14 protein-coding genes are annotated in these 21,392 nt (G+C 71.4%); 9 read left to right on the plus strand and 5 right to left on the minus strand.

Annotation, left to right across the window (positions count from 1 at the left end; translation table 11 throughout):
- Positions 1-133: 133 nt before the first annotated feature.
- Complete coding sequence (locus tag AB0J87_RS07240; protein WP_363963042.1) at positions 134-1,525, plus strand: cellulase family glycosylhydrolase; 1,392 nt, start codon at positions 134-136, stop codon at positions 1,523-1,525.
- A gap of 103 nt (positions 1,526-1,628) precedes the next feature.
- Positions 1,629-4,724, plus strand: coding sequence for a BTAD domain-containing putative transcriptional regulator (locus tag AB0J87_RS07245; RefSeq protein ID WP_363963044.1), 3,096 nt, complete (start codon positions 1,629-1,631; stop codon positions 4,722-4,724).
- On the opposite strand, the gene AB0J87_RS07250 is transcribed toward AB0J87_RS07245, so the two are convergent.
- From AB0J87_RS07250 to AB0J87_RS07260, 3 genes are read right to left on the minus strand one after another with little or no spacing between them, the layout of a single operon-like run.
- A complete protein-coding gene (locus AB0J87_RS07250) occupies positions 4,697-6,283 on the minus strand; it encodes a CocE/NonD family hydrolase (RefSeq protein ID WP_363963046.1) in 1,587 nt (528 codons plus the stop codon). The two genes, AB0J87_RS07245 and AB0J87_RS07250, sit on opposite strands and share 28 nt — an antisense overlap.
- On the minus strand, positions 6,280-7,041 hold the full coding sequence (locus AB0J87_RS07255; protein WP_350738893.1) for an ABC transporter permease: 762 nt from the start codon (positions 7,039-7,041) through the stop codon (positions 6,280-6,282). Before AB0J87_RS07255 ends, AB0J87_RS07250 begins: the two co-directional genes overlap by 4 nt.
- Positions 7,038-7,949 carry an ATP-binding cassette domain-containing protein gene (locus AB0J87_RS07260; RefSeq protein WP_363963048.1) on the minus strand — a complete coding sequence of 304 codons (912 nt, stop codon included), beginning with the start codon at positions 7,947-7,949 and terminating at the stop codon, positions 7,038-7,040. The genes AB0J87_RS07255 and AB0J87_RS07260 overlap by 4 nt, the downstream gene beginning before the upstream one ends.
- Before the next feature lie 161 nt (positions 7,950-8,110).
- Here AB0J87_RS07260 and AB0J87_RS07265 point away from each other — a divergent pair, with 161 nt between their 5' ends.
- The 4 genes from AB0J87_RS07265 (at position 8,111) to AB0J87_RS07280 (ending at position 15,037) form a co-directional block, all read left to right on the plus strand.
- Positions 8,111-9,940 carry a M14 family zinc carboxypeptidase gene (locus tag AB0J87_RS07265; protein WP_363963050.1) on the plus strand — a complete coding sequence of 610 codons (1,830 nt, stop codon included), beginning with the start codon at positions 8,111-8,113 and terminating at the stop codon, positions 9,938-9,940.
- Positions 9,941-10,196: 256 nt separating this feature from the next.
- Positions 10,197-11,774, plus strand: coding sequence for a cellulose binding domain-containing protein (locus tag AB0J87_RS07270; RefSeq protein WP_363963052.1), 1,578 nt, complete (start codon positions 10,197-10,199; stop codon positions 11,772-11,774).
- A complete protein-coding gene (locus AB0J87_RS07275; RefSeq protein ID WP_355210068.1) occupies positions 11,771-13,183 on the plus strand; it encodes a carbohydrate-binding protein in 1,413 nt (470 codons plus the stop codon). Before AB0J87_RS07270 ends, AB0J87_RS07275 begins: the two co-directional genes overlap by 4 nt.
- Before the next feature lie 54 nt (positions 13,184-13,237).
- Positions 13,238-15,037, plus strand: coding sequence for a glycoside hydrolase family 18 protein (locus AB0J87_RS07280; RefSeq protein ID WP_363963054.1), 1,800 nt, complete (start codon positions 13,238-13,240; stop codon positions 15,035-15,037).
- Here AB0J87_RS07280 and AB0J87_RS07285 read toward each other — a convergent pair.
- Positions 15,030-16,463, minus strand: a complete 1,434-nt coding sequence (locus AB0J87_RS07285) for a molybdopterin-dependent oxidoreductase (RefSeq protein ID WP_363963056.1) — start codon at positions 16,461-16,463, stop codon at positions 15,030-15,032. The two genes, AB0J87_RS07280 and AB0J87_RS07285, sit on opposite strands and share 8 nt — an antisense overlap.
- A gap of 256 nt (positions 16,464-16,719) precedes the next feature.
- On the opposite strand from AB0J87_RS07285, the gene AB0J87_RS07290 reads away from it, so the two are divergent.
- Positions 16,720-18,114 carry a hypothetical protein gene (locus AB0J87_RS07290; protein ID WP_363963058.1) on the plus strand — a complete coding sequence of 465 codons (1,395 nt, stop codon included), beginning with the start codon at positions 16,720-16,722 and terminating at the stop codon, positions 18,112-18,114.
- Here the strand turns inward: AB0J87_RS07290 and erm are convergent.
- Entirely contained in the window at positions 18,103-18,927 is an 825-nt protein-coding gene (gene erm / locus AB0J87_RS07295) for an ErmE/ErmH/ErmO/ErmR family 23S rRNA (adenine(2058)-N(6))-methyltransferase (RefSeq protein ID WP_363963060.1), read from the minus strand. The genes AB0J87_RS07290 and erm overlap by 12 nt on opposite strands.
- Before the next feature lie 345 nt (positions 18,928-19,272).
- On the opposite strand from erm, the gene AB0J87_RS07300 reads away from it, so the two are divergent.
- The gene (locus AB0J87_RS07300; RefSeq protein WP_355210078.1) at positions 19,273-19,950 is read left to right on the plus strand and encodes a response regulator transcription factor; all 678 of its coding nucleotides are present in this window, start codon (positions 19,273-19,275) and stop codon (positions 19,948-19,950) included.
- Positions 19,947-21,368 carry an ATP-binding protein gene (locus tag AB0J87_RS07305; protein ID WP_363963062.1) on the plus strand — a complete coding sequence of 474 codons (1,422 nt, stop codon included), beginning with the start codon at positions 19,947-19,949 and terminating at the stop codon, positions 21,366-21,368. The genes AB0J87_RS07300 and AB0J87_RS07305 overlap by 4 nt, the downstream gene beginning before the upstream one ends.
- Positions 21,369-21,392: the final 24 nt, after the last annotated feature.

The following is a 21,392-nucleotide window of genomic DNA, read 5'->3' on the forward strand; positions in this document are numbered from 1 at the left end:
AGGGGTGGCCGCGTGGACCGCGCCCTTTGACTGCTCGCGTCAATTTGGGTCTTGTCCTCCGGTGGAGGTCCGATCTACGCTCCCCATACTCGTTAGTAAGGTTTCCTAATGAACGAGTGAGGAGCTCACCCCCATGCATCGATCCGTGCGGCTCGCCGCCATCGCCGCGATCGTCGCCGCCTCCTTGCAAGCAGCCCCAGCGCAGGCCGCGACCACGTACGAGGCCGAGAACGCCACCGTCTCCCAAGGCGTGGTCGAGTCGAACCACGCCGGCTACAGCGGCACCGGGTTCGTCAACTACGACAACATCACCGGCTCGTACGTCGAGTTCGCCGTCGACGCCGCCACCGCCGGCCCCGCCACCCTCACCCTGAGGTACGCCAACGGCACGAGCGTGAATCGTCCGATGGCCATCGCCGTGAACGGCACCGCCACCACCAGGGACTTCCCCGGCACCGGCGCCTGGACCACCTGGCAGGAGGCCACGGTCACCACCACGCTCAACGCCGGGACCAACACCGTCCGCGCCACCGCCACCACCGCCAACGGCGGCCCGAACCTCGACCGCCTGGTCCTCGGCACCCCCGCCGGCACCGGCACGCCCGTCCAGGCCAACGGGCAGCTGCAGGTGTGCGGGGTCAAGCTGTGCAACGAGCACGGCAAGCAGATCCAGCTGCGCGGCATGAGCAGCCACGGCCTGCAGTGGTACTCCCAGTGCCTCAACACCGCCTCCCTGGACGCGCTGGCCAACGACTGGAAGGCCGACGTCCTGCGGATCTCCATGTACATCCAGGAGGACGGGTACGAGACCAACCCCCGGCTGTTCACCGACCGGGTGCACAACCTGATCGAGCAGGCCACCGCCCGCGGCATGTACGCCATCGTCGACTGGCACATGCTCGACCCGGGTGACCCCAACTACAACCTGTCGCGGGCCAAGACGTTCTTCACCGAGATCGCCCAGCGGCACAACGGCAAGAACAACCTGCTCTACGAGATCGCCAACGAGCCCAACGGCGTCTCCTGGTCCACCATCAGGAACTACGCCAACCAGCTCATCCCGGTGATCAGGCAGTACGACCCGGAGACCCCGATCCTGGTCGGCACCCGCGCCTGGTCGTCGCTGGGCGTCTCCGACGGGGCGACCGAGTCCGAGATCATCAGCAACCCGGTCAACGCCGCCAACATCATGTACACGTTCCACTTCTACGCGGCCTCTCATGGCAGCGAATACCTCAACACGCTGTCCAGGGCCGCCGACCGGATCCCGATCTTCGTCACGGAGTTCGGCACCCAGACGGCCTCCGGGGACGGGTCGAACAACTTCACGCGGTCGCAGCAGTACCTCGATCTGCTGGCCCAGAAGAAGATCAGCTGGGTGAACTGGAACTACTCGGACGACTTCCGCTCGGGCGCCGTCTTCACCGAGGGCACCTGCCCGAACGGCACCTTCGCCGGCACCTCCCGCCTCAAGCCCGCCGGGGTCTGGGTCCGGGACCGCATCCGCACCCCTGACGACTTCTGACCCCTTCCGGTCCGGCCAGGGTCCTCCCCGGACCCTGGCCGGTCCTTTTCACCCCACCCCGAGCGTTGCCGCAGGGGCGGAGGGGCAGGGCAGGATGTGACATGTGCGGATTTGCATTCTCGGGCCGCTGGAGGTCGAGGGCGACGGGGGACCGATCGCGGTCGGTGGGTTCCGGCTGCGGGCGCTCCTGGCCGTGCTGGCGCTCGAAGCCGGCCGTACCGTCACGACTGAGCGGCTGATCGACGCCCTCTGGCCGGACGACCCGCCCGCCAACGCGGCCAACGCGCTCCAGACGCTGGTCAGGCGGCTGCGGGTGGCGCTTCGCCCGTACGAGGTGGTGGAGAGCAGGCCGGGCGGTTACGCGCTGGCCGTGGCCCCCGACGACGTGGACGCCCTGCGGTTCAGGCGGACGGCCGCGAAAGAGGCCGGAAAAGGGGCCGGAAAAGGGGACGGCCTGGAGCTCTGGCGGGGGCCGGCGCTGGCCGATCTGACCTCCGTGCCGCTCCTGGCGAACGCGGCCGCCGCCCTGGAGCAGGACCGGCTCTCCGCCGTCGAGGCCCGCGCCGAGGCCGGGCTGGCGGCGGGCGCGCCGGTCGATCTGACGTCGGAGGTCGCCGCACACCCGCTGCGTGAGCGGCTCGGCGCGCTGGCCATGCGGGCGCTCGCCGCGGAGGGGCGGCAGGCGGAGGCGCTGGAGCTGTTCGAGCGCACCCGCCGCACGCTCGCCGACGAGCTCGGCGTCGATCCCGGGCCCGAGCTGCGCGCCGCCCATCTGGCCGTCCTGTCGGGAGAAGTCCCGGCACGCCCGGCAGCCCCGATGGCCCAGGTCAGGCAGCGGGGCAACGTACGGACCCCGCGGACCAGCTTCATCGGCCGCGAGGCCGAGCTGGACCAGCTGGGCACCCTGCTCGGCCGGGCCAGGATCGTCACGCTCGTCGGCCCCGGCGGCGCGGGCAAGACCAGGCTGGCCACGGAGGTGGCGCTCCGGTCGGCCGAGGCGGTCTGGATGGTCGAGCTGGCGCCGGTCAGCGACCCGGCCGACGTCGCGGGCGCCGTGCTCGACGCGCTCGGCCTGCGTGACGACCGCCCGCCGTACCGGCTGCCCGCCGGGGTGAGCGGCCCGGTGGAGCAGGTGGCCGAGGCCCTCGCGGGCCGTTCCGCGCTGCTCGTCCTGGACAACTGCGAGCACCTTGTCGAGGCCGCCGCCGAGCTGGCCGAGCGGCTGCTGACGGAGTGCCAGGACCTGAGGGTGCTGGCCACCAGCAGGGAGCCGCTCAACCTGCCGGGCGAGCACCTCGCTCCCGTCCCGCCGCTGGAGCCGCCGCCCGTGGGGGCGAGCGCCGAGCAGGCGGGGGCGTACCCGTCGGTCCGGCTGCTGCTCGACCGGGCCGGGGCCGCGCGGCCGGGGTTCGCCGTCGACGGCGGGAACGTGGCCTCCGTGGTGGCGCTCTGCCGCAGGCTGGACGGCATGCCGCTGGCCATCGAGCTGGCCGCGGCCCGGCTGCGCACCATGACGCCGAGGCAGCTCGCCGACCGCATCGACGACCGGTTCAAGCTGCTCACCGGCGGCAGCAGGACCGCCTTGCCGCGCCAGCAGACGCTCAGAGCGGTCGTGGAGTGGAGCTGGGAGCTCCTTGGCGAGCAGGAGCGGGTGCTGGCCAGGCGGCTGGGCGTGTTCGCGGGCGGCGCGACGCTGGAGACCGTCGAGGCGGTCTGCGGGGGAGCGGCGGACGTGCTGGGCGCGCTGGCCGACAAGTCGCTGGTCCAGGTCTCGGCCGAGGGCCGCTACTCGATGCTGGAGACCATCCGCGCCTACGCCCTCGAACGGCTGGCGGAGGCCGACGAGGTCGGCGAGTACCGGCGGCGGCACGCGGCGTACCTGGTGGACCTGGCCGAACGGGCGGTGCCCGAGCTGCGGACGGCCGCGCAGGTCGCCTGGATCGAGCGGCTGTCTCCCGAGCGAGACGACTTCGCCGCGGCGCTGCGGTACGTCATCGACGAGCGGGACGCCGGGTCGGCGCTGCGGTTGTGCGCGGCGCTGAACTGGTACTGGTGGATGACCGGCTACCGGAAGGAGAGCGCGACCTGGGCCGCGCAGGTGATGGAGCTGGTGGGTGACGATCCGCCTCCCGGGCTGGCCGAGGCGTACACGGCGTGCATGTTCGCGTACGGCGTGGACAAGTTCGGCACGATCGTCAACGACCGGCCCGCCATGCTGGCGCTGTCGGAGCTGATGGACCGGCTGATCGAGCGGGCCGAGCGGGAGGGGCCGGTGCATCCGATGATCAGGATCAGCAGGGCCGTCATGTCCGCCGCCGCGGGGGACGACGACCGCGCCGCCGAGCTGATCGAGGCGTACATCGAAAGCGACGACCTCTGGTTGTCCAGCTCCGCCCTCATGGTCGGCGGCCAAATGCGCAGCGAGGAGCGGCTGGAGCGGGCGGTGGCCGGGTTCAGGCAGCTCGGGGACCGGTGGGGGCTGAGCGAGGCGCTGCTGGGCCTGGCCGAGGTGCGGGCCGCCAGGGGTGCGCCGGCGGACGACCTGATCGCCGAGACCTGGTCGCTGACCAGCCGCTGGGTCGGCTCGGACGAGGCGATCTCGACGCTGCTCAGGCTGGCCGAGCTGAGGCTGCGGACCGGCGACCTGGACGGCGCGCGCGAGGACCTGGACAGGGCCAGGGCCAGCATCGACGGGGAGACGACGGCGTACACGCGGCTGCTGCTCGGCCTGGCCGAGGCCGCGCACGCCTGCCACCTCGGCGACCTGGACCAAGGTCTGGAGATCTACCGCGGGCTGTTCGCCGTGCTCGCCGAGGCCCCGCCGATGGCGCAGCTGGCCGCCGCGCTCAGGACCGCGTACGGCCGGGCGCTGGCCCGCGCCGGCGACCTGGCCGCCGCGCTCGAACAGCACCGCCTGGCCCTCGGAGCGCTGGGCACCTCCAGCCCGGACCGGCCGCTGCAGTCGCAGGTGCTGGCCGGGTTCGCGCTGGCCGCGCAGGTCGAGGGCGACCAGGAGCGGGCGGCCGTGCTGTTCGGGGCGTCGGCGGCGATCGAGCCGTGCGACATCTCGCCCGACACCGTGGAGGGCGCGCGGACGGCCAGGGCCGCGCTCGGTGACGAGCACTACGACGAGTGCTTCGCCAAGGGCACGGCCATGTCCAGGCAGGAGGTCTACGGGATGGTCGGCAGCACGACGTAGGAGGGTCCGTGCAGGGTGGTGGTGCTCTTGTCCAGGTTCCGCCCGAATCGGGGGAAGTTCGAGCCCGCCACGTCGATCCTGATCCGGTGCCCGGGCAGGAAGGCGTTCGAGATCGCGCCCAACCGCACCGTCACCTCGCGTACCTCACCGGGCACCAGGCCCGTCAGCCTGGCGATGCCGTCGGTCAGCAGCTCGGCCCGCCCGTCGGGGTGGACGTCGATCAGCTTGGCCGTCACGTCGGCGCTCGTGGCGGTCGAGGAGACCCGCGCGACCAGCTCGACCGGGCCGCTCACCTCCACCCGCTCGGTGAGGGGCGCCGTCCGGTGGCGCAGGATGTCGCCGCGCCCGTCGAGCGACCGCTGGTCGAGCGGGCCGAACGCCTCGAACGTCATGACCGCCCCGCCGACCGTCGGCACCGGGTCACCCGGGTCGCTGACGAACTCCGCCGCCCCGCCCTCCCCGGGCGTCGCGCCGAGCCCGCCGTCGAAGCCCAGGTGGTACGGCACGGGCCTGGCCCGCCGGACGGGCCAGCCGTCCTCCTCGCGCCACGCGTCGTCGCCCATCACGAAGATCTTCACCTTCGCCCGGTCGCGCAGGGGCGCCCCGCGCAGCCAGTGGTCGAACCAGTCGAGGTGCACCCCGGTCCAGTCGATCGCCTCCTGGCTCGCCTGGTCGCCGTAGTCGCGCCCGCAGATGTCCCGCTCGTGCGTGAAGTGCGTCCACGGGCCCACGATCAGCCGGGACTCGCCGCCCAGCCGCTCGAAGTGCTCGATGGAGCCGTCGCGGAAGTAGTCGTACCAGCCGGTGCTGACCAGCGCGGGCACCTCGATGTCGCCGTGCCGGACGACCCCGTCCTGCCAGAGCGGGTCGAGGGGGTCGGGGGTGTCCATCCACGTCGAGTAGAAGGGCACCAGGTCGGCCAGCAGCGGCTGGTCGCTGAGCGGCAGCCGCTCCGCCAGCTCCCTCAGGCGCTCGTCGAGCCCGTGGGGCAGGCCGATGGCCGCCAGATACCTGCCCTTGTCCTCCTCCGTCGCCGTGCCGAGCGCGATCCGGCGGTCCAGCTCGTCCACGGCCAGCACCATCGCGCTGACGGTGAGGATGATGTTGAGGTTGGGGACGCCGCCCGGCTGGTAGACGCACTCGTACAGGCCGGCGGGGGAGACGTGCGGCGCGATGGCCTTCAGGCCCTCGGGGCGCTCCTGGGCCGCGAGGAGCTGGGTGATGGCCAGGTACGAGTCCCCATACATTCCGACATTTCCGTCGGACCAGGGTGCGGTCGCCGCCCACCGGACCGCGTCGTATCCGTCGGCCGCCTCGCCGCCGATGAACCGGAACTCGCCCTGCGAGGCGCCGGTGCCGCGCACGTCCTGGATGACGACCGCGTACCCGGCCGCCACCAGGCGGGGCACGTCGAGGTGGTACCCCGGACCCGTGGCGCCCCGGCCGTACGGGGTGCGCGACAGCAGCACGGGGAAGCGCCCGCTCCCGGCCGGCCGCCACAGCGTCGCCACCAGCTCGGCGCCGTCACGGGTGGTCATGGTCTCGGTGGTCTCGATCATCGGACTCTCCTGTTGTAAGCACGAAGGGCAAGGGGGGCGAAGAGGGCGAGCAGGGCGGCGGTCCAGCCGAGCGTGATCCACACGTCGGAGGCGTGCAGGCCGCCGGTCAGCAGCCCGCGCAGGGCGCCGGCCAGGTGGGAGACGGGGTTGACGCCCATCCACCAGCTCAGCCAGCCGGGCATGTCGGTGGCGGGGACGAAGGCGCTGCTGCCGAACGTGAGCGGCAGCAGCACGGCCGTCGCCATCCCCTGCATGGACGTGACGGACTTGGCCACCAGCCCGATCCAGGCCGAACCCCAGCTCAGCGCCATGGCCAGCAGCAGCACCAGCCCGAGCCCGGCCAGCGCGCTCAGCGGGCCGGTCGTGACGCGGAAGCCGACGGCGTACCCGACGACCATGGACATCACGATGGTGATCAGCAGCGTGAGCAGGTCCGCCAGGATGCGGCCCGCCAGCGGCGCGGACCTGGCGATCGGCATGGTCCTGAACCGGTCGAACACGCCGTTGCCGATGTCGGTGGCCAGGTTCATGCCGGTGGTGATCGTCGACATGAGGGCCACCTGGACGAGCACGCCGGGCAGCATGTACGCCACCGCGCCCGCCCGGTCGCCGCCGGCCGCCCCGCCGAACAGGTACACGAAGATGACGATCATGAAAACGGGCTGGAAGAGCAGGCCGAAGAGCTGGCCGGGATGGTTCTTCAGGGGGATCAGGCTGCGCCAGGCGAGCGTGAGGCCCTGGGAAAGCGCGGTGGTCATCGGTGGTCTCCGGTCAGGGTGAGGAAGACGTCGTCGAGGGAGGGCAGGCGCAGGGCGTGCTCGGCGAGCACGATGCCCGCGTCGTCCAGGTCCCTCAGCAGGGCGGGCGGCTCCGAGAGGTCGTGCACCGGGACGCTGACCACGCCGTCGGCGGCCTTCGCGCCGAGGAGGGTCTCGGCCTTCTCCAGGTCGGCGGCGCGCAGCGGCCGTACGTCGAGCCGGTGCCCGCCCGCCAGCGCCTTGAGCTCCGCGGGCGTGCCGGACGCCGCGACCCGGCCCCGGTCGATGACCAGCAGATCGTCGGCGAGCTGGTCGGCCTCCTCCAGGTACTGCGTGGTCAGCAGCACGGTCACGCCGTCGGCGGTCAGCTCCCTGACCACGTCCCACAGCTCGCCCCGGGCATGGGGGTCCAGGCCGGTGGTCGGCTCGTCGAGGAACAGGATCCGGGGGCGGCTCACCAGGCTGACGGCCAGGTCGAGGCGGCGGCGCATGCCGCCCGAGTAGCCGCTCGCCGCGCGGTCGGCCGCCTCCTCCAGGCCGAAGCGGGCCAGCAACTCCTTGGCCCTGGCCCTGGCCGCCGGCCGCGACAGGCCGAGCAGGCGGCCTATCAGCAGCAGGTTCTGGGTGCCGGTGAGCTTCTCGTCCACCGAGGCGTACTGGCCGGTCAGGCCGATCAGCTCGCGGACCTTCGCGGCCTGGCGGGTGACGTCGTACCCGCCGACCAGGGCGCGGCCCGCGTCGGGGCGGGCCAGGGTGGCCAGGACGCGCACCGCCGTGGTCTTGCCCGCGCCGTTCGGGCCCAGGACGCCGAGCACGGAGCCGGTCCGCGCCGCCAGGTCGACGCCGTCGAGCGCGCTCTTGTCGCCGTATCTCTTGACGAGCCCTTCGGCTTCGATCGCGTACTTCATGTCTCCGAGGGTGTCCGGGCCCGCTGGCATCCACCTGGCATCGACCTGTCAGGGGGATGGTGCATGTCCGTAACTTTGGGCCTTTCCTCCGTGCGGCAACGTCTTCAATCTCGGGTCAGGCGCCGGACACCACCCGATCCCGAGCGCCCGAGGAGGACGAGGTGCGACACCGATTAGTCATCCTGCTGGCAGCCCTCAGCCTGATCAGCCTGACCGGCATGTCAGGGGCGGGCGCCGCCGCGGAGCCCCCGGCCAACAAGCAGTACCGCGTGCAGGGCCCGGCCGACGCGCGGCAGCGCAGCGCCGTCGCGGCCACCGGAGCGGCCATCGAGGAGGTGGCCAAGGATTCGGTCCTGGTCACGGCCACGGCAGCCGAGGTCTCCGCCATCAGGCGGCTCGGCTACCGGGTGGCGGAGGTGCCGCGCCCGACATCCCCGTCCGGCGTCGGGACGCTTGACTTCCCGCCGGCGGACTCCGGCTACCACAACTACGCGGAGATGAACGCGGACATCAACGCCCTGGTCGCGGCGCATCCGAACATCGTCAGCCAGTCCACGTTCGGCACCTCGTACGAGGGCCGGGCGCTGCCCCTGATCAAGATCAGCGACAACGTGGGCACGGACGAGAACGAGCCCGAGGTGCTCTTCACCGCGCACCAGCACGCCCGCGAGCACCTGACGGTCGAGATGGCGCTGTACATCATGCACCTGCTGGCCGACAACTACGGCACGGACTCCCGGATCACCAACCTGGTCAACACCAGGGAGATCTGGATCATGCCGGACCTCAACCCGGACGGCGGCGAGTACGACATCGCCACCGGCTCCTATCGCTCCTGGCGCAAGAACCGGCAGCCGAACTCCGGCTCGTCGGCCGTCGGCACCGACCTGAACCGCAACTGGGCCTACCAGTGGGGCTGCTGCGGCGGCTCGTCGGGCTCGACGTCCAGCGAGACGTACCGGGGCGCGAGCGCCGAATCGGCCCCCGAGGTCAAGGCGGCGGCCAACTGGGTGCGCAGCCGGGTCGTCGGCGGCGTGCAGCAGATCAAGACCAACCTCGACTGGCACACCTACAGCGAGCTGGTCCTGTGGCCCTACGGCTACACCCTCAACGACACCGCGCCCGGCCTGACCCAGGACGACCGGGACGCGCACGCCACGCTCGGCCAGAACCTGGCCTCCACCAACAACTACACGCCCGAGCAGGCCAGCGACCTCTACATCACGGACGGGACCATCGACGACTGGATGTGGGGCGCCTACAAGATCTTCAGCTTCACGTTCGAGATGTACCCGACCGGCTCGAACCCCGGCTTCTACCCGCCGGACGAGCAGATCGTCCCGCAGACCACCCGCAACAGGGAGGCCGTGCTCCGCTTCCTCGAATACTCGGACTGCGTCTACCGGATCATCGGCAAGGAGGCCCAGTACTGCGGCACCGGCAACCCGCCGCTGACCGTCTACTCCGACACCTTCGAGACGGCCACGGGCTGGACGGCCAACCCGTCGGGCACCGACACCGCCACCCTCGGCCAGTGGGAGCGCGGTGACCCCGAGGCCACCACCTCCAGCGGCGCCAAGCAGCTCGGCACCACGGTCAGCGGCACGAACGACCTGGTCACGGGCCGCCTGGCGGGCTCGGCGGCCGGTGACTTCGACATCGACGGCGGCGTCACCTCGATCCAGTCGCCGCCCATCACGCTCCCGTCCACGGGCGCGCTGAACCTGTCGTTCTCGTGGTACCTGGCGCATGGCTCGAACGCCTCCAGCGCCGACTACTTCCGGGTCCGCGTGGTCGGCAACACCACCACCACCGTTCTGAACCAGGCGGGCGCGGCGTCCAACCGCAACGGCGCCTGGGCCACCGCGACGGCCGGCCTGAACGCGTTCGCGGGCCAGACGGTCCGCATCCTCATCGACGCCGCCGACGCCTCGGGCGCCTCCCTGGTGGAGGCCGGCGTGGACGACGTCAAGATCACCCAGCAGTCGTAATCCGCTGCGTCACCCCGCCGCACAGGATCCCGGTCCTGTGCGGCGGACTCATGTTTGGGTCTTGTAAGGACGGGCTGTCAAGGCTACGATCGCGACAACTCTTAGGAAACTTTCCTAAAAGTAAGCCTCCGACATCACCGGTCCGCGCATACACCCCCCAAGGGCCCGTGCCCACCTCCACGGGCCCGTGCCGTACGGCTTGCGCTCTCACCCCCCGGTGCAAGCCGTACGGCACGCCACCCTGAAGGAAGAACTCGTGAGACCTCGCGCGATCCTCCTGGCACTCTCCACCCTCGCACTCACCTTGTACGCCCTCCCGGCCCAGGCCGCCCCTCTCGCCCCCGGGGCCACCGCGACCTTCGTCAAGGTCTCCGACTGGGGCTCCGGATTCGAGGGCAAGGTCACCGTCACCAACGGCACCACCACGGCCATGAACGGCTGGAACGTCCAGTTCGACGTCCCGGCGGGCTACTCGATCCCCTCCGCGTGGGACGCGGTCATGTCCCGCAGCGGGCAGCACTACACCTTCACCAACCCGAGCTGGGCCTCCCCCCTCGCACCCGGGGCCAGCGCGAGCTTCGGCTTCAACGGCAGCCCCGGCAACTTCCCCGGCATCACCGGCTGCACGCTGAACGGGGCCTCGTGCGGCGGCTCGACGGCAGGGGCCCCGGGCCGGCCGGGCGCCGCCTCGGCCACCGCGACCGGCAGCGCCATCTCCCTCACGTGGGGGGCGTCCTCGGGCACGGTGACCGGCTACCGCGTCTACGAGGGCGCCGTTGTCAAGGCCACGGTCACGGGCACCTCGGCCACGATCGGCGGGCTCGGGTCGTGCGAGACCCACACCTACACCGTCAAGGCGTACAACTCCGTCGGGGAGTCGGACGCCGGCGACCCGGTCACCGCCACCACCGCCGGCTGCACCGGGGGCGGCGGGACGCTGCCCAAGCACTTCCTCACCGGCTACTGGCACAACTTCGCCAACGCCGCGGCCGAGCTCAAGCTGTCGGCCGTCCCCAACGAGTACGACCTGATCGCCATCGCGTTCGGCGAGGCCACCGCCACCGCGGGCGAGGTCGTCTTCGCGCTCGACCCCGGGCTGTCCTCGGCGGTCGGCGGCTACACCGACGCCCAGTTCAAGGCCGACGTGCAGGCCCTGCACCAGCGGGGCAAGAAGGTCATCCTGTCCGTGGGCGGCGAGGCCGGGCGCGTGCAGGTCGCGAGCGCCGCCGCCGCGACGAAGTTCGCCGACTCGGTGTACGCGCTGATGCAGTCCTACGGCTTCGACGGCGTGGACATCGACCTGGAGAACGGCCTCAACGCCACCTACATGGCCCAGGGGCTGCGGGCGCTGCGCGCGAAGGCCGGCTCCGGGCTGATCATCACGATGGCTCCGCAGACCATCGACATGCAGTCGACCGGGGCGGAGTACTTCAAGCTCGCCCTGAGCATCAAGGACATCCTCACGGTCGTCCACACGCAGTACTACAACTCCGGGTCCATGCTCGGCTGCGACCAGGCGCAGGCGTACGGGCAGGGCTCGGTGAACTTCATGACCGCCCTCGCCTGCATCCAGCTCGAGAACGGCCTGCGCCCCGACCAGGTGGCGCTGGGCCTGCCGGCCGGGCCGGGCGCGGCGGGCGGCGGCGTCGTCTCTCCCTCCCTCGTCAACCAGGCGCTCGACTGCCTGGCCAAGCGCACCAGCTGCGGGACCTTCGTGCCGCCGCGCGCCTACCCGGACATCAGGGGCGCGATGACCTGGTCCATCAACTGGGACGCGAGCAACAACTGGTCCTTCTCCAAGACCGTCAAGCCCCACCTCCAGGGAATGCCATGAAATTTCGCAGCAAACTCATCGCATTACTCGCCGGGATCGCCCTCGCGCTGACCGGCGCCGGATTCTCGACCGCCACGCCGGCCGCGTTCGGGGCCGTGCAGCAGCTGGCCGCCGCCTGGGCCCCGTGGACCTCGTACGCGATCGGCGCGGTCGTCACCTACAACGGCGTCGACTACGTGTGCATCCAGGCCCACACCTCGCAGCCCGGCTGGGAGCCGCCCAACGTGCCGGCCCTCTGGAAGGTCGGCTCGGGCGGCGGCAACCCCGGCGCGCCCGGGCAGCCCGGATCGATCAACACGTCCGTGACCAACTCCAGCATCTCGCTGAGCTGGGGCGCCTCGTCCGGCACCGTGACCGGCTACCGCGTGTACGAGGGCTCGACGCAGCGGGCCCAGGTCACCGGCACCAGCGCGACCGTCTCCGGGCTCGGCACGTGCACGACGCACACCTACACGGTGAAGGCGTACAACTCGGCGGGCGAGTCGGCCGGCCGTGACGCGACCGCCACCACCAGCGGCTGCACCGGCGGCGGCGGGACCAAGATGCCCGGCGCCCCCTACCTCTACATGGGCTGGGGCGACCCGCCGAACCCCGGCACCGTGATGGACGCGACCGGCGTCAAGTCGTTCACGATGGCGTTCATCCTGTCCGGCGGCGGCTGCAGCCCGGCGTGGGACGGCAACCGCCCGCTGACCGGCGGCGCCGACCAGCAGGCCATCAACACGATCAAGTCGAAGGGCGGCAGCGTCCAGGTCTCCTTCGGTGGCTGGCAGGGCAACAAGCTCGGCCCCAACTGCTCCACGCCGCAGGCGTTCGCCAACGCGGTCCAGCAGGTCATCAACGGCGTCGGCCCCGCCGTCGTGGACTTCGACATCGAGAACACCGACGAGTTCGAGAACTACACCGTCCAGGACCGCATCCTGAACGGCCTCAAGATCGTCAAGCAGAACAACCCGAACGTCAAGGTCGTCGTCACCTTCGGCACCTCCAAGACCGGCCCCACCGCGCCCGGCGTGCGGCTCATCAACCAGGCCAAGGCGCTCGGCGTGCCGATCGACAACTACACGATCATGCCGTTCGACTTCGGCGGCTCGAACATGTACCAGGACACGGTCAACGCCTCCGAGGGCCTGAAGAACGCGTTGAAGAGCGCGTTCGGGTGGAGCGACGCCCAGGCGTACGCGCACATGGGCATCTCGGGCATGAACGGCCTGTCCGACCAGCAGGAGACGACCTCCCCGTCCACGTGGACGCAGATCCGCGACTGGGCCAACTCGCACGGCCTGACCAGGCTCGCCTACTGGGCCGTCAACCGTGACCGCCCCTGCCCGGGCGGCGGCGTGGTCTCCAACTGCAGTGGCATCTCCCAGTCCAACTGGGAGTTCACCCGCATCACCGCCGGATTCTGACCCGCTGAGCGGCCCGCCCCCCGCGCCGGGGCGGGCCGCGCGTGGAGGTATCGCATGAATCTCCGAGGACCGGTCGCGCTCGCCCTGGCGCTCGTCGCGCTGCACGCAACCCCGGCAGCCGCCGCCAACATCCTGGCCAACCCCGGCTTCGAGTCCGGGCTGAGCGGCTGGACGTGCGGCACCACGTCCGGCGCGCAGGCCGTGTCGTCACCCGTGCACGGCGGCACCCGCGCGCTCCAGGCCACCCCGCAGGGCAGCGACTACGCGCGCTGCCAGCAGACCGTCACCGTCAAGCCGAACACCGCCTACCAGCTCTCGGCCTGGGTCCAGGGCAACTACGTCTTCCTCGGCGCCACCGGCACCGGCGGCACCGACCCGCAGACGTGGGGCGCGCCGGGCGCGGCGTGGAGCCAGCTCAAGACCTCCTTCACCACCGGCGCCTCGACCACGTCCGTGACGGTGTACGTCAACGGCTGGTACGGCCAGGGCGCCTACCTGGCCGACGACGTGGTGCTCGACGGCCCCGGCGGCACCCCGGACACCCAGGCGCCGACGGTCCCCGGCAACGTGTCCGTCGGCGGCGCCACGAGCTCCAGCCTCACCGTGAGCTGGGCGGCGGCCACGGACAACGTCGGGGTGGCCCGCTACGAGGTCTCCCGCGACGGCGGGGCGCCGGTCGCCGTCACCGGGACGAGCCACCAGGCCACCGGGCTCGCCGCGGCCACCACGTACCGCTTCAAGGTCCGCGCCTGCGACGCCGCCGGAAACTGCTCGGCCTACACCCCCGAGGCGAGTGGCACCACGACGAGCGGCGGCGGGGGAGGCGGCGGCCTGCCGAAGCGGGTGATGGTGGGCTATCTGCACGCCTCATTCGCCAACGGATCCGGATATATCCGGATGAGTGAGGTGCCGAACGAGTGGGACATCATCAACCTCGCCTTCGGCGAGCCCACCTCGGTCACCTCGGGCGACATCAGGTTCCGGCAGTGCCCGGCGGCCGAGTGCCCCAACGTCGAGCCCGAGGCCGACTTCGTCGCCGCCATCAGGGCCAAGCAGGCACAGGGCAAGAAGGTGCTGATCTCGATCGGTGGCCAGAACGGCCAGGTCCAGCTCACGACCGCGGCGGCCCGTGACAAGTTCGTGGAGTCGGTGTCCGCGATCATCGACAGGTACGGCCTGGACGGCCTGGACATCGACTTCGAGGGCCACTCGCTCTACCTCAACCCCGGCGACACGAACCTCGCGAACCCGACCACCCCGGTCGTCGTCAACCTGATCTCGGCGCTGAAGTCGCTCAAGAGCCGGTACGGGGCCACATTCGTGCTGACCATGGCGCCGGAGACGTTCTTCGTCCAGCTCGGCTACCAGTTCTACGGCCCGGGGCCGAACGGCACGGCCGACAGCAGGAGCGCCTCGTACCTGCCCGTCATCCACGCTCTGCGGAACGACCTGACCCTGCTCCACGTGCAGGACTACAACTCGGGCCCGATCATGGGCCTCGACGGCCAGTACCACACGATGGGCGGGCACGACTTCCACGTGGCCATGACGGACATGCTGCTGGCCGGCTTCCCGATCATGGGCAACGCGGGCAACGTGTTCCCGCCGCTGCGCCAGGACCAGGTGGCCATCGGGCTGCCCGCCTCGCCGAACGCGGGCAACGGGTTCACCACGGTGGCGGAGGTGCAGAAGGCGTTCGACTGCCTCGCCAAGGGGGCCAACTGCGGCACCTACCGTCCGCGGGGCGTCTACCCGAACCTGCGCGGCCTGATGACCTGGTCGATCAACTGGGACAGGTTCAACGGCTTCGAGTTCTCCCGGAGCCACCGGGCGTACCTGAACGGTCTCACCTGACGAGCTGCGTGGGCTTGAGCGGGATGCCGAGGCCGGGCGGCCGGTAGGTGGGCAGCGCCTCGCCGTACTCGTGCATCCAGGCGTGGTCCACCAGCAGCCGCATCCGCCCGCCGCCGGGTGGGCCGCCCTCCTGCACCGGGGCGGCCCGCCCGGCCAGGCGCGCGACCGCCTCCGCGACCAGCCCGGCGTCGGGCGGCGACAGGTCGCAGTGGTCGTCCGGCCCGATGATCAGGTCCACGTCGGGCGGCAGCGGGTAGATCGGCCGCGGCAGGGCCAGCACGCGCGGCGGCGGCGCCATCGGCCAGCCGTCGCGCACCGCCTCCAGCAGCACCGAGCGCGCGGTCCGGCGCGCGAACAGCCCCTCGGCCAGCGCCCAGCTCAGCGCGCCCACGTCCGCGCGGTCCTCGCCACAGGCGTGCAGGCACAGGTACGGCACCAGCGGGATCCCGGCCCCGCTCGCCTGCGCCCACCCGCTGCCGCAGCCGGTCAGCACCAGCAGCGCCAGCATCGCCCGGTAGGCGGTGTCGGCGTGCGGCGTCTCGAGCCGCCCCGGCACGAGCAGGCAGCGCCCGCCGGTCTTCTCCGCCGTCACGCCCAGCTCCCGCGCGATCTTCAACGTCCGCGACGCGGCCACCCCCGTGCACGCCTCCTGCCAGGCGGGCGTGTACGGCTCACCCGGGTCCGCGTACCCGGACGGCCACACGCCGGGCAACCCCGGCCGGCCCACCCCGTAAACGGCCAGCAGCAGGTCGAACACCGTCGTCACCAGCTCGTCGCCGTCCCGCAGCACCGGCACGCCCCGCCGCAGCACGCCCGGCCCGTCGTCGAAGCGCGGCAGCAGCACCTCCACCGCCTCGCCGCCGTACACGCTCAGCCGGTCGCACCCGCGCCCCAGCAGCCCGCCCGGCACGTAGGCGTCCTCGCGCGCCCGCAGCCGCACCAGCGACGGCAGGTCCGTGCGCTCCATGGCGTGCTCGGCGAACGGCGTCCTGTCCAGGAAGAACTCCTTGAGCAGCACGTGCCCCATCGCCATCGCGAGCGCCCCGTCCGTGCCGGGCCGCACGACCAGCGTCTCGTCGGACAACCGCGTCGGATGCGTGCCGATCGCCACCACCTTCTGGCCCTTGTACCGCCCGGCGATCACCCAGGGGGTGTCCGGCGTGCGTACCAACCGGTTGTTCTCCCCCCACAGCAGCACGTACGCCGCCCGCGCCCAGTCGTCGGCCGCCGGGCCCGCGAACCGCGGTCCCAGCACCTGCTCCGGCGCGCACGGATGCTCGGTCAGCACCGCGCCGCCGAGGCCAGCGATCAGCCCCGCCAGCGGCGAGGTGGACAGCGCCGCCACCCGATCGGCCCCGTGGGACGCGGCGGTGTGCACCATCGCCGCCGCCGCCAGTTCGGCCGCGGAAGCGTCGTCGAGCGGCACCCGCCGCTCTCCTCTGAACGGCCGATATTGCTGAGAATTCGCTGTGAGTTTCGCCCAGGCGGCAACCGGGTCACGGACCCCGTCCCGCACCTCGAAATAGAGCCTGACCAGTGCCTGGTTGACCTGCGATCCCCCCATGGAAAAAGTTCAACACAGACAGTGATGCTCTATCGCCATACGTATCGGCATGTCGGGGATAAGAATTGGAAGCCCTGGTGGAAACCACTGCCGGAGTTACGGCAGGCTAGAGGCCGCCATGGATTACGCAGTTCTCACGGGGATAGTCCTCGTCGCCGGTGTCGTACTCGCTCTAGTCGCCCAATGGCGGGATTGGCGTCCACCGCTCGTCGTCGCCATCGTCGTCGGCGTGGCCGTACGCCTGCTCATCATGTACACGTCGGCCATCGATTCGTGGCAACCCGTCGACTTCATGGAGAGCTTCAAGCCCGCGGGCGAGGCCGTGCTGCGCGGCCAGGACCCGGTGCTCGCCAGCGAGGGCGGCTGGCACTTCCTGCCGACCATCCCGTACGTGTACGGGATCCTGCTGTGGCTCGGCATCCCGTGGGAGTACGCCGGGCGCCTGGTCACCGTGGTCGCCGACATCGCGCTCATCCCGCTGGTGGCCAAGCTGGCCGGCGGCCCCAAGGCGTCGCTGCGGGCGCTCCAGTACGCGCTCAACCCCCTCGCCCTGATGATCGCCGCCATCCATGGCCAGGTCGAGCCGGTCGCGCTCGTGTTCGGCGTGGCGGCGTTCGTGGTCGCCCGCGGCCCCGGCGCGCTGGAGCGTCCCGGCATCGCGACGGACGTGGTCGCCCGGGTGCGCGCCGGCGTGGCCGCGTACGGCGTGCGCTCCTCGATCCCGCGCGTGCTCGGCCGCGGCGGCATGCTGCACCGCGCGCTGCTGCCGGCCCCCGGCGACAGGGCCGACCTCAAGCGGGGCGCGCTGGCCGGGGTGCTGATGGGCCTGGCGCTGTGCGCCAAGAGCTGGCCGATCTGGCTGATCCCCGGCATGCTGCTGCTCCTGCCCAACCTGCGCTCCCGGGTCGCCGCGATGTTCACCACCGGGATCGTGCCGCTGTTCTTCCTGGTCACGCTGCCGGTCTTCGCGGGCACGTCCCTCAACCAGATCCCCGCCGTCATCAACACCATCCGCGACATCCGCCCCATCGTCGGCGAGTGGGGCTGGACCCCCTGGTACACCGGCGGCGACTGGGCGCTGCGGCCCGACCTGGCCTCGTTCGGCACGAACCTGATCTACCTGTGCGTCATCGCGGCCGTGCTCTACTGGCGGCGCGCCGACCCGATCGACATGACGACGGCCATCCTGCTCGTCTTCATGGTCGTGACGCCCCGGCTCGGGGCCCAGTACCTGATGTGGTTCATGCCGTTCCTGGTCGCCCGGCCCACCAGGTTCGCCTGGCCGGCCATCGTGGGCGTGTCGATCTGGTCCGGATACGGCTACCTCTACATGACGCAGTTCGACGTCAACAGCTGGTGGTACCTGCACCAGGACTGGTCGCGGGCGTCGATCGTGCTGCTGCCCATCCTGGCGCTGGCCATGCCCTGGGGCCGCCGCGTCGCGACCACGGCCCCAGGACTGGCTCCTCTCGTCGGCCCGTCGAAGCAGGCCAAGGTCAGCTCACCGGCATAGGCCCTCCCACAGGATGATCCACTGGTCGGGGTGGACGTGGGCCACGACGGTGTCGCGGGCGACGCCCGCCGCCTTCAGCGCGGCGTCCACCCCCTGGTAACGGGTCCTCAGCGAGGCGCGCACCGAGCCGCCGACGCCGCCGAAGCCCAGCTCGACCAGCTCCTGGTAGGAGCGGCGCGAGGCGACGAGCGGCTCGGGCCTGCGCTGGACGCGCAGGATCGCCGAGTCGACGGACGGGACGGGGCGGAAGCTCTCCCTGCCGATCGTGTCGCCGAGCCGCCAGCGGAACCACGGCCACGACTCCACCGTGACCAGGCTCCAGCGGCCGTAGTCGCCCGACCGCTTGCGGGCGTACTCCCGCTGGGTGAGCAGCGTCGCCGAGGTCAGGGCCGGCGCCCGCAGGCACCAGTCCACGATCTTCGACGTGATCGAGTACGGGATGTTGCCCACGACCGCGAACGGCTCGCGCGGCGCCCGCGCGGCCGTGAAGTCGCCCCTGACCACGTCGATCCTGGGATCGCTGCGCGTACGGGCGGCCAGCCGCCCGGCGAGCAGCGGGTCGATCTCGTAGCCGACGACCCGCGCGCCCGCCTCGGCGAGCGCCAGGGTGAGCACGCCCTCCCCGGCTCCGGGCTCCAGCACGAGCCCGTCGGGAGCGGCGGCCTTCACCATCAGATCGACGGCATGCCGGTCGGCCAGGAAATTCTGCGAGAGCGTGCGCCTCGCCCGGTCTCTGGGCGTGCGACCGTCGCCGCCATTCCTGGCTTTACGCTGAGTATGCGAATAGTTTCCGTGCGCGAAATTCTGCGCCACAGCACTTGCCCTTTCGGGTCCTCGAGATTGACAGGTCTCGAAGGGCCCTGGGCGCGCGTGCGGACGCTACAGCCTCAGGTGTTCGCGTCCGCTAGCGGGCCAGAGCCCGGCCGTGGCGGATGCGAATGAAAACCGGGCAGGAGAACATGCATGTCATGCCGGTCACAGTAGGCAGCGGTCCGTCGTCCGGGCAACGGAATTAAATGTGATGCGCGGCCGGCGCCGGGTTCGGCCGTGTTCCTGTGTGGCGCGCCCGGCAGCATCGGCCATGGCCTCCGCGCCGATCTTCGACGTGAGATGAGCGCTTTGAGCCAGCTTTGAGGTGGTTCGGGTAGACCTTTACCCATGGACCGACCGGCCAGGGTGCTCGTCGTGGACGACGAGCCGAACATCCGCGCCCTGCTCTCCCAGACGTTGCGGCTGGTGTCGTTCGAGGTCAGGACCGCGGAGACGGGTGCGGAGGCGGTGACGGCCGCCAGGGAGTTCGACCCCGACATCGTGGTGCTCGACGTGATGCTGGAGGACTTCGACGGGTTCGAGGTCGCCAGGCGGCTGGGCGAGCGCGTCCCCGTGCTGTTCCTGACCGCCCGCGACCGGGTCGAGGACCGCGTCCAGGGCCTCACGCTGGGCGCCGACGACTACGTGGCCAAGCCGTTCAGCCTGGAGGAGGTGGTGCTGCGCATCCGCGCCATCCTGCGCCGAAGCCGCTCGACGCCCCGCAACGACGTGCTCCGCTACGCCGACCTGGAGCTGGACCCCGCGGCCCACCAGGTCTCCCGGGCCGGAGTGCCGGTGGACCTGTCGCCCACCGAGTTCAACCTCCTCGAATACCTCCTCACCAACGCCGGCAGGGTGGTGAGCAAGGCGCAGATCCTCGACAGCGTCTGGCACTACGACTTCGACGGCGACTCCAGCATCGTCGAGTCGTACGTCTACTACCTGCGCAAGAAGATCGACAAATGGGAGCCGCAGCTCATCCACACCGTGCGCGGCGTCGGCTACACGCTGAGGACCCCGCGGTGAGGCCGGCCGCCTGGACCCTGCGCACCCGCCTGGTCATGGCCGTGCTCGGGGTCGCCACGCTGGGGCTGGTGCTCTCCACCGTGGCGGGCGTCGTACTGCTGCGCGGCAACCTGATGGGCCGGGTGGACCAGCAACTCGAACAGCTCAGCAGAATCGTCACGATCAAGAAGGGCGACCTCTTCTCACAGGTGCGGACGCTCCAGCCGCTCCCGGTGGACGACGTCGTCTCCGAGGTGCTCACGAAACGGATCGCCGCCGTCCAGCAGGTCATGATGTACGACACCGCCGGCACGCTGCGGTTCAAGTTCGGCGACCCGAACGAGCCCGGCCCCGTCATCGACGAGGGCAGGATCGGCGAGAACTACACCGCGCCGGGCACCTCGGGGCCCTCCTGGCGGGTCCGCGCCACGAAGGCGTCCAACGGCAACACCGTGGTGTTCGCCCAGTCGCTCTCCGAGGTCGAGCAGACCCAGGCCTCCGCCGTCGCCATCTTCGTCGCGGTGGGAGTGTTCGTGCTGCTCCTGCTCGGCCTGGCCGCCGGCGCCCTGGTACGCCTCGGCCTGCGCCCGCTGACCAGGATGGAGGCCACGGCCGGCCACATCGCCCGCGGGGACTTCGACCGCCGGGTGCCCGCCGACGACCCGCACACCGAGCCCGGCCGCCTGGCCCGCGCCATGAACGTCATGCTCGACCGCCTCCAGTCCGAGATCGCAGCCAGGACCGACTCCGAGGCCCGCATGCGCCGCTTCCTCGCCGACGCCTCCCACGAGCTGCGCACCCCGCTCACCTCCGTGCGCGGCTTCGCCGAACTGCACCGCAGGGGCGGCGACGCCGGCGAGGCGATGCACCGGATCGAGGACGAGGCCGCCAGGATGGGCGTGCTGGTCAACGACCTGCTCACGCTGGCCCAGCTCGACGAGGAACGCCCGATCGAGCGGCGGCCCGTGGACCTGCTGGAGGTGGCCGCCGACACGATCCGCGACGCCCGCGTACGCGCGCCGGACCGGCAGGTCAGGCTCGCCGCCCTCGACGGCCCCCTCGCACCCGTGACGATCACGGGCGACGACGCCCGCCTGCGCCAGGTGGCCGCCAACCTCGTCGGCAACGCGCTCTGCCACACTCCCCCCGACGCGTCCGTCACCGTCAAGGTCGGCAGATCGGACGGCCTGGCCGTGCTGGAGGTGTCCGACACCGGGCCCGGCGTGCCGCCCGAGCACGTGCCGCACCTGTTCGACCGCCTCTACCGCGTCGGCCGGGGCAGATCCAGGGCCGACGGCGGCGCCGGGCTCGGCCTGGCCATCGTCTCCGCCATCGTCAGCGCCCACGGGGGCAGCGTCGAGGTGGACACCGCGCCGGGCGAGGGCGCGACGTTCCGCGTCCTCCTACCTGGCTCCGAGGCGGCTCCCAGCTCGCTTTGAACGGCGCTCGGCACATTCGGAGGC

Origin of the sequence: Nonomuraea sp. NPDC049625 (assembly GCF_040675285.1) — a bacterium.
Lineage (GTDB): Bacteria > Actinomycetota > Actinomycetes > Streptosporangiales > Streptosporangiaceae > Nonomuraea > Nonomuraea angiospora_A.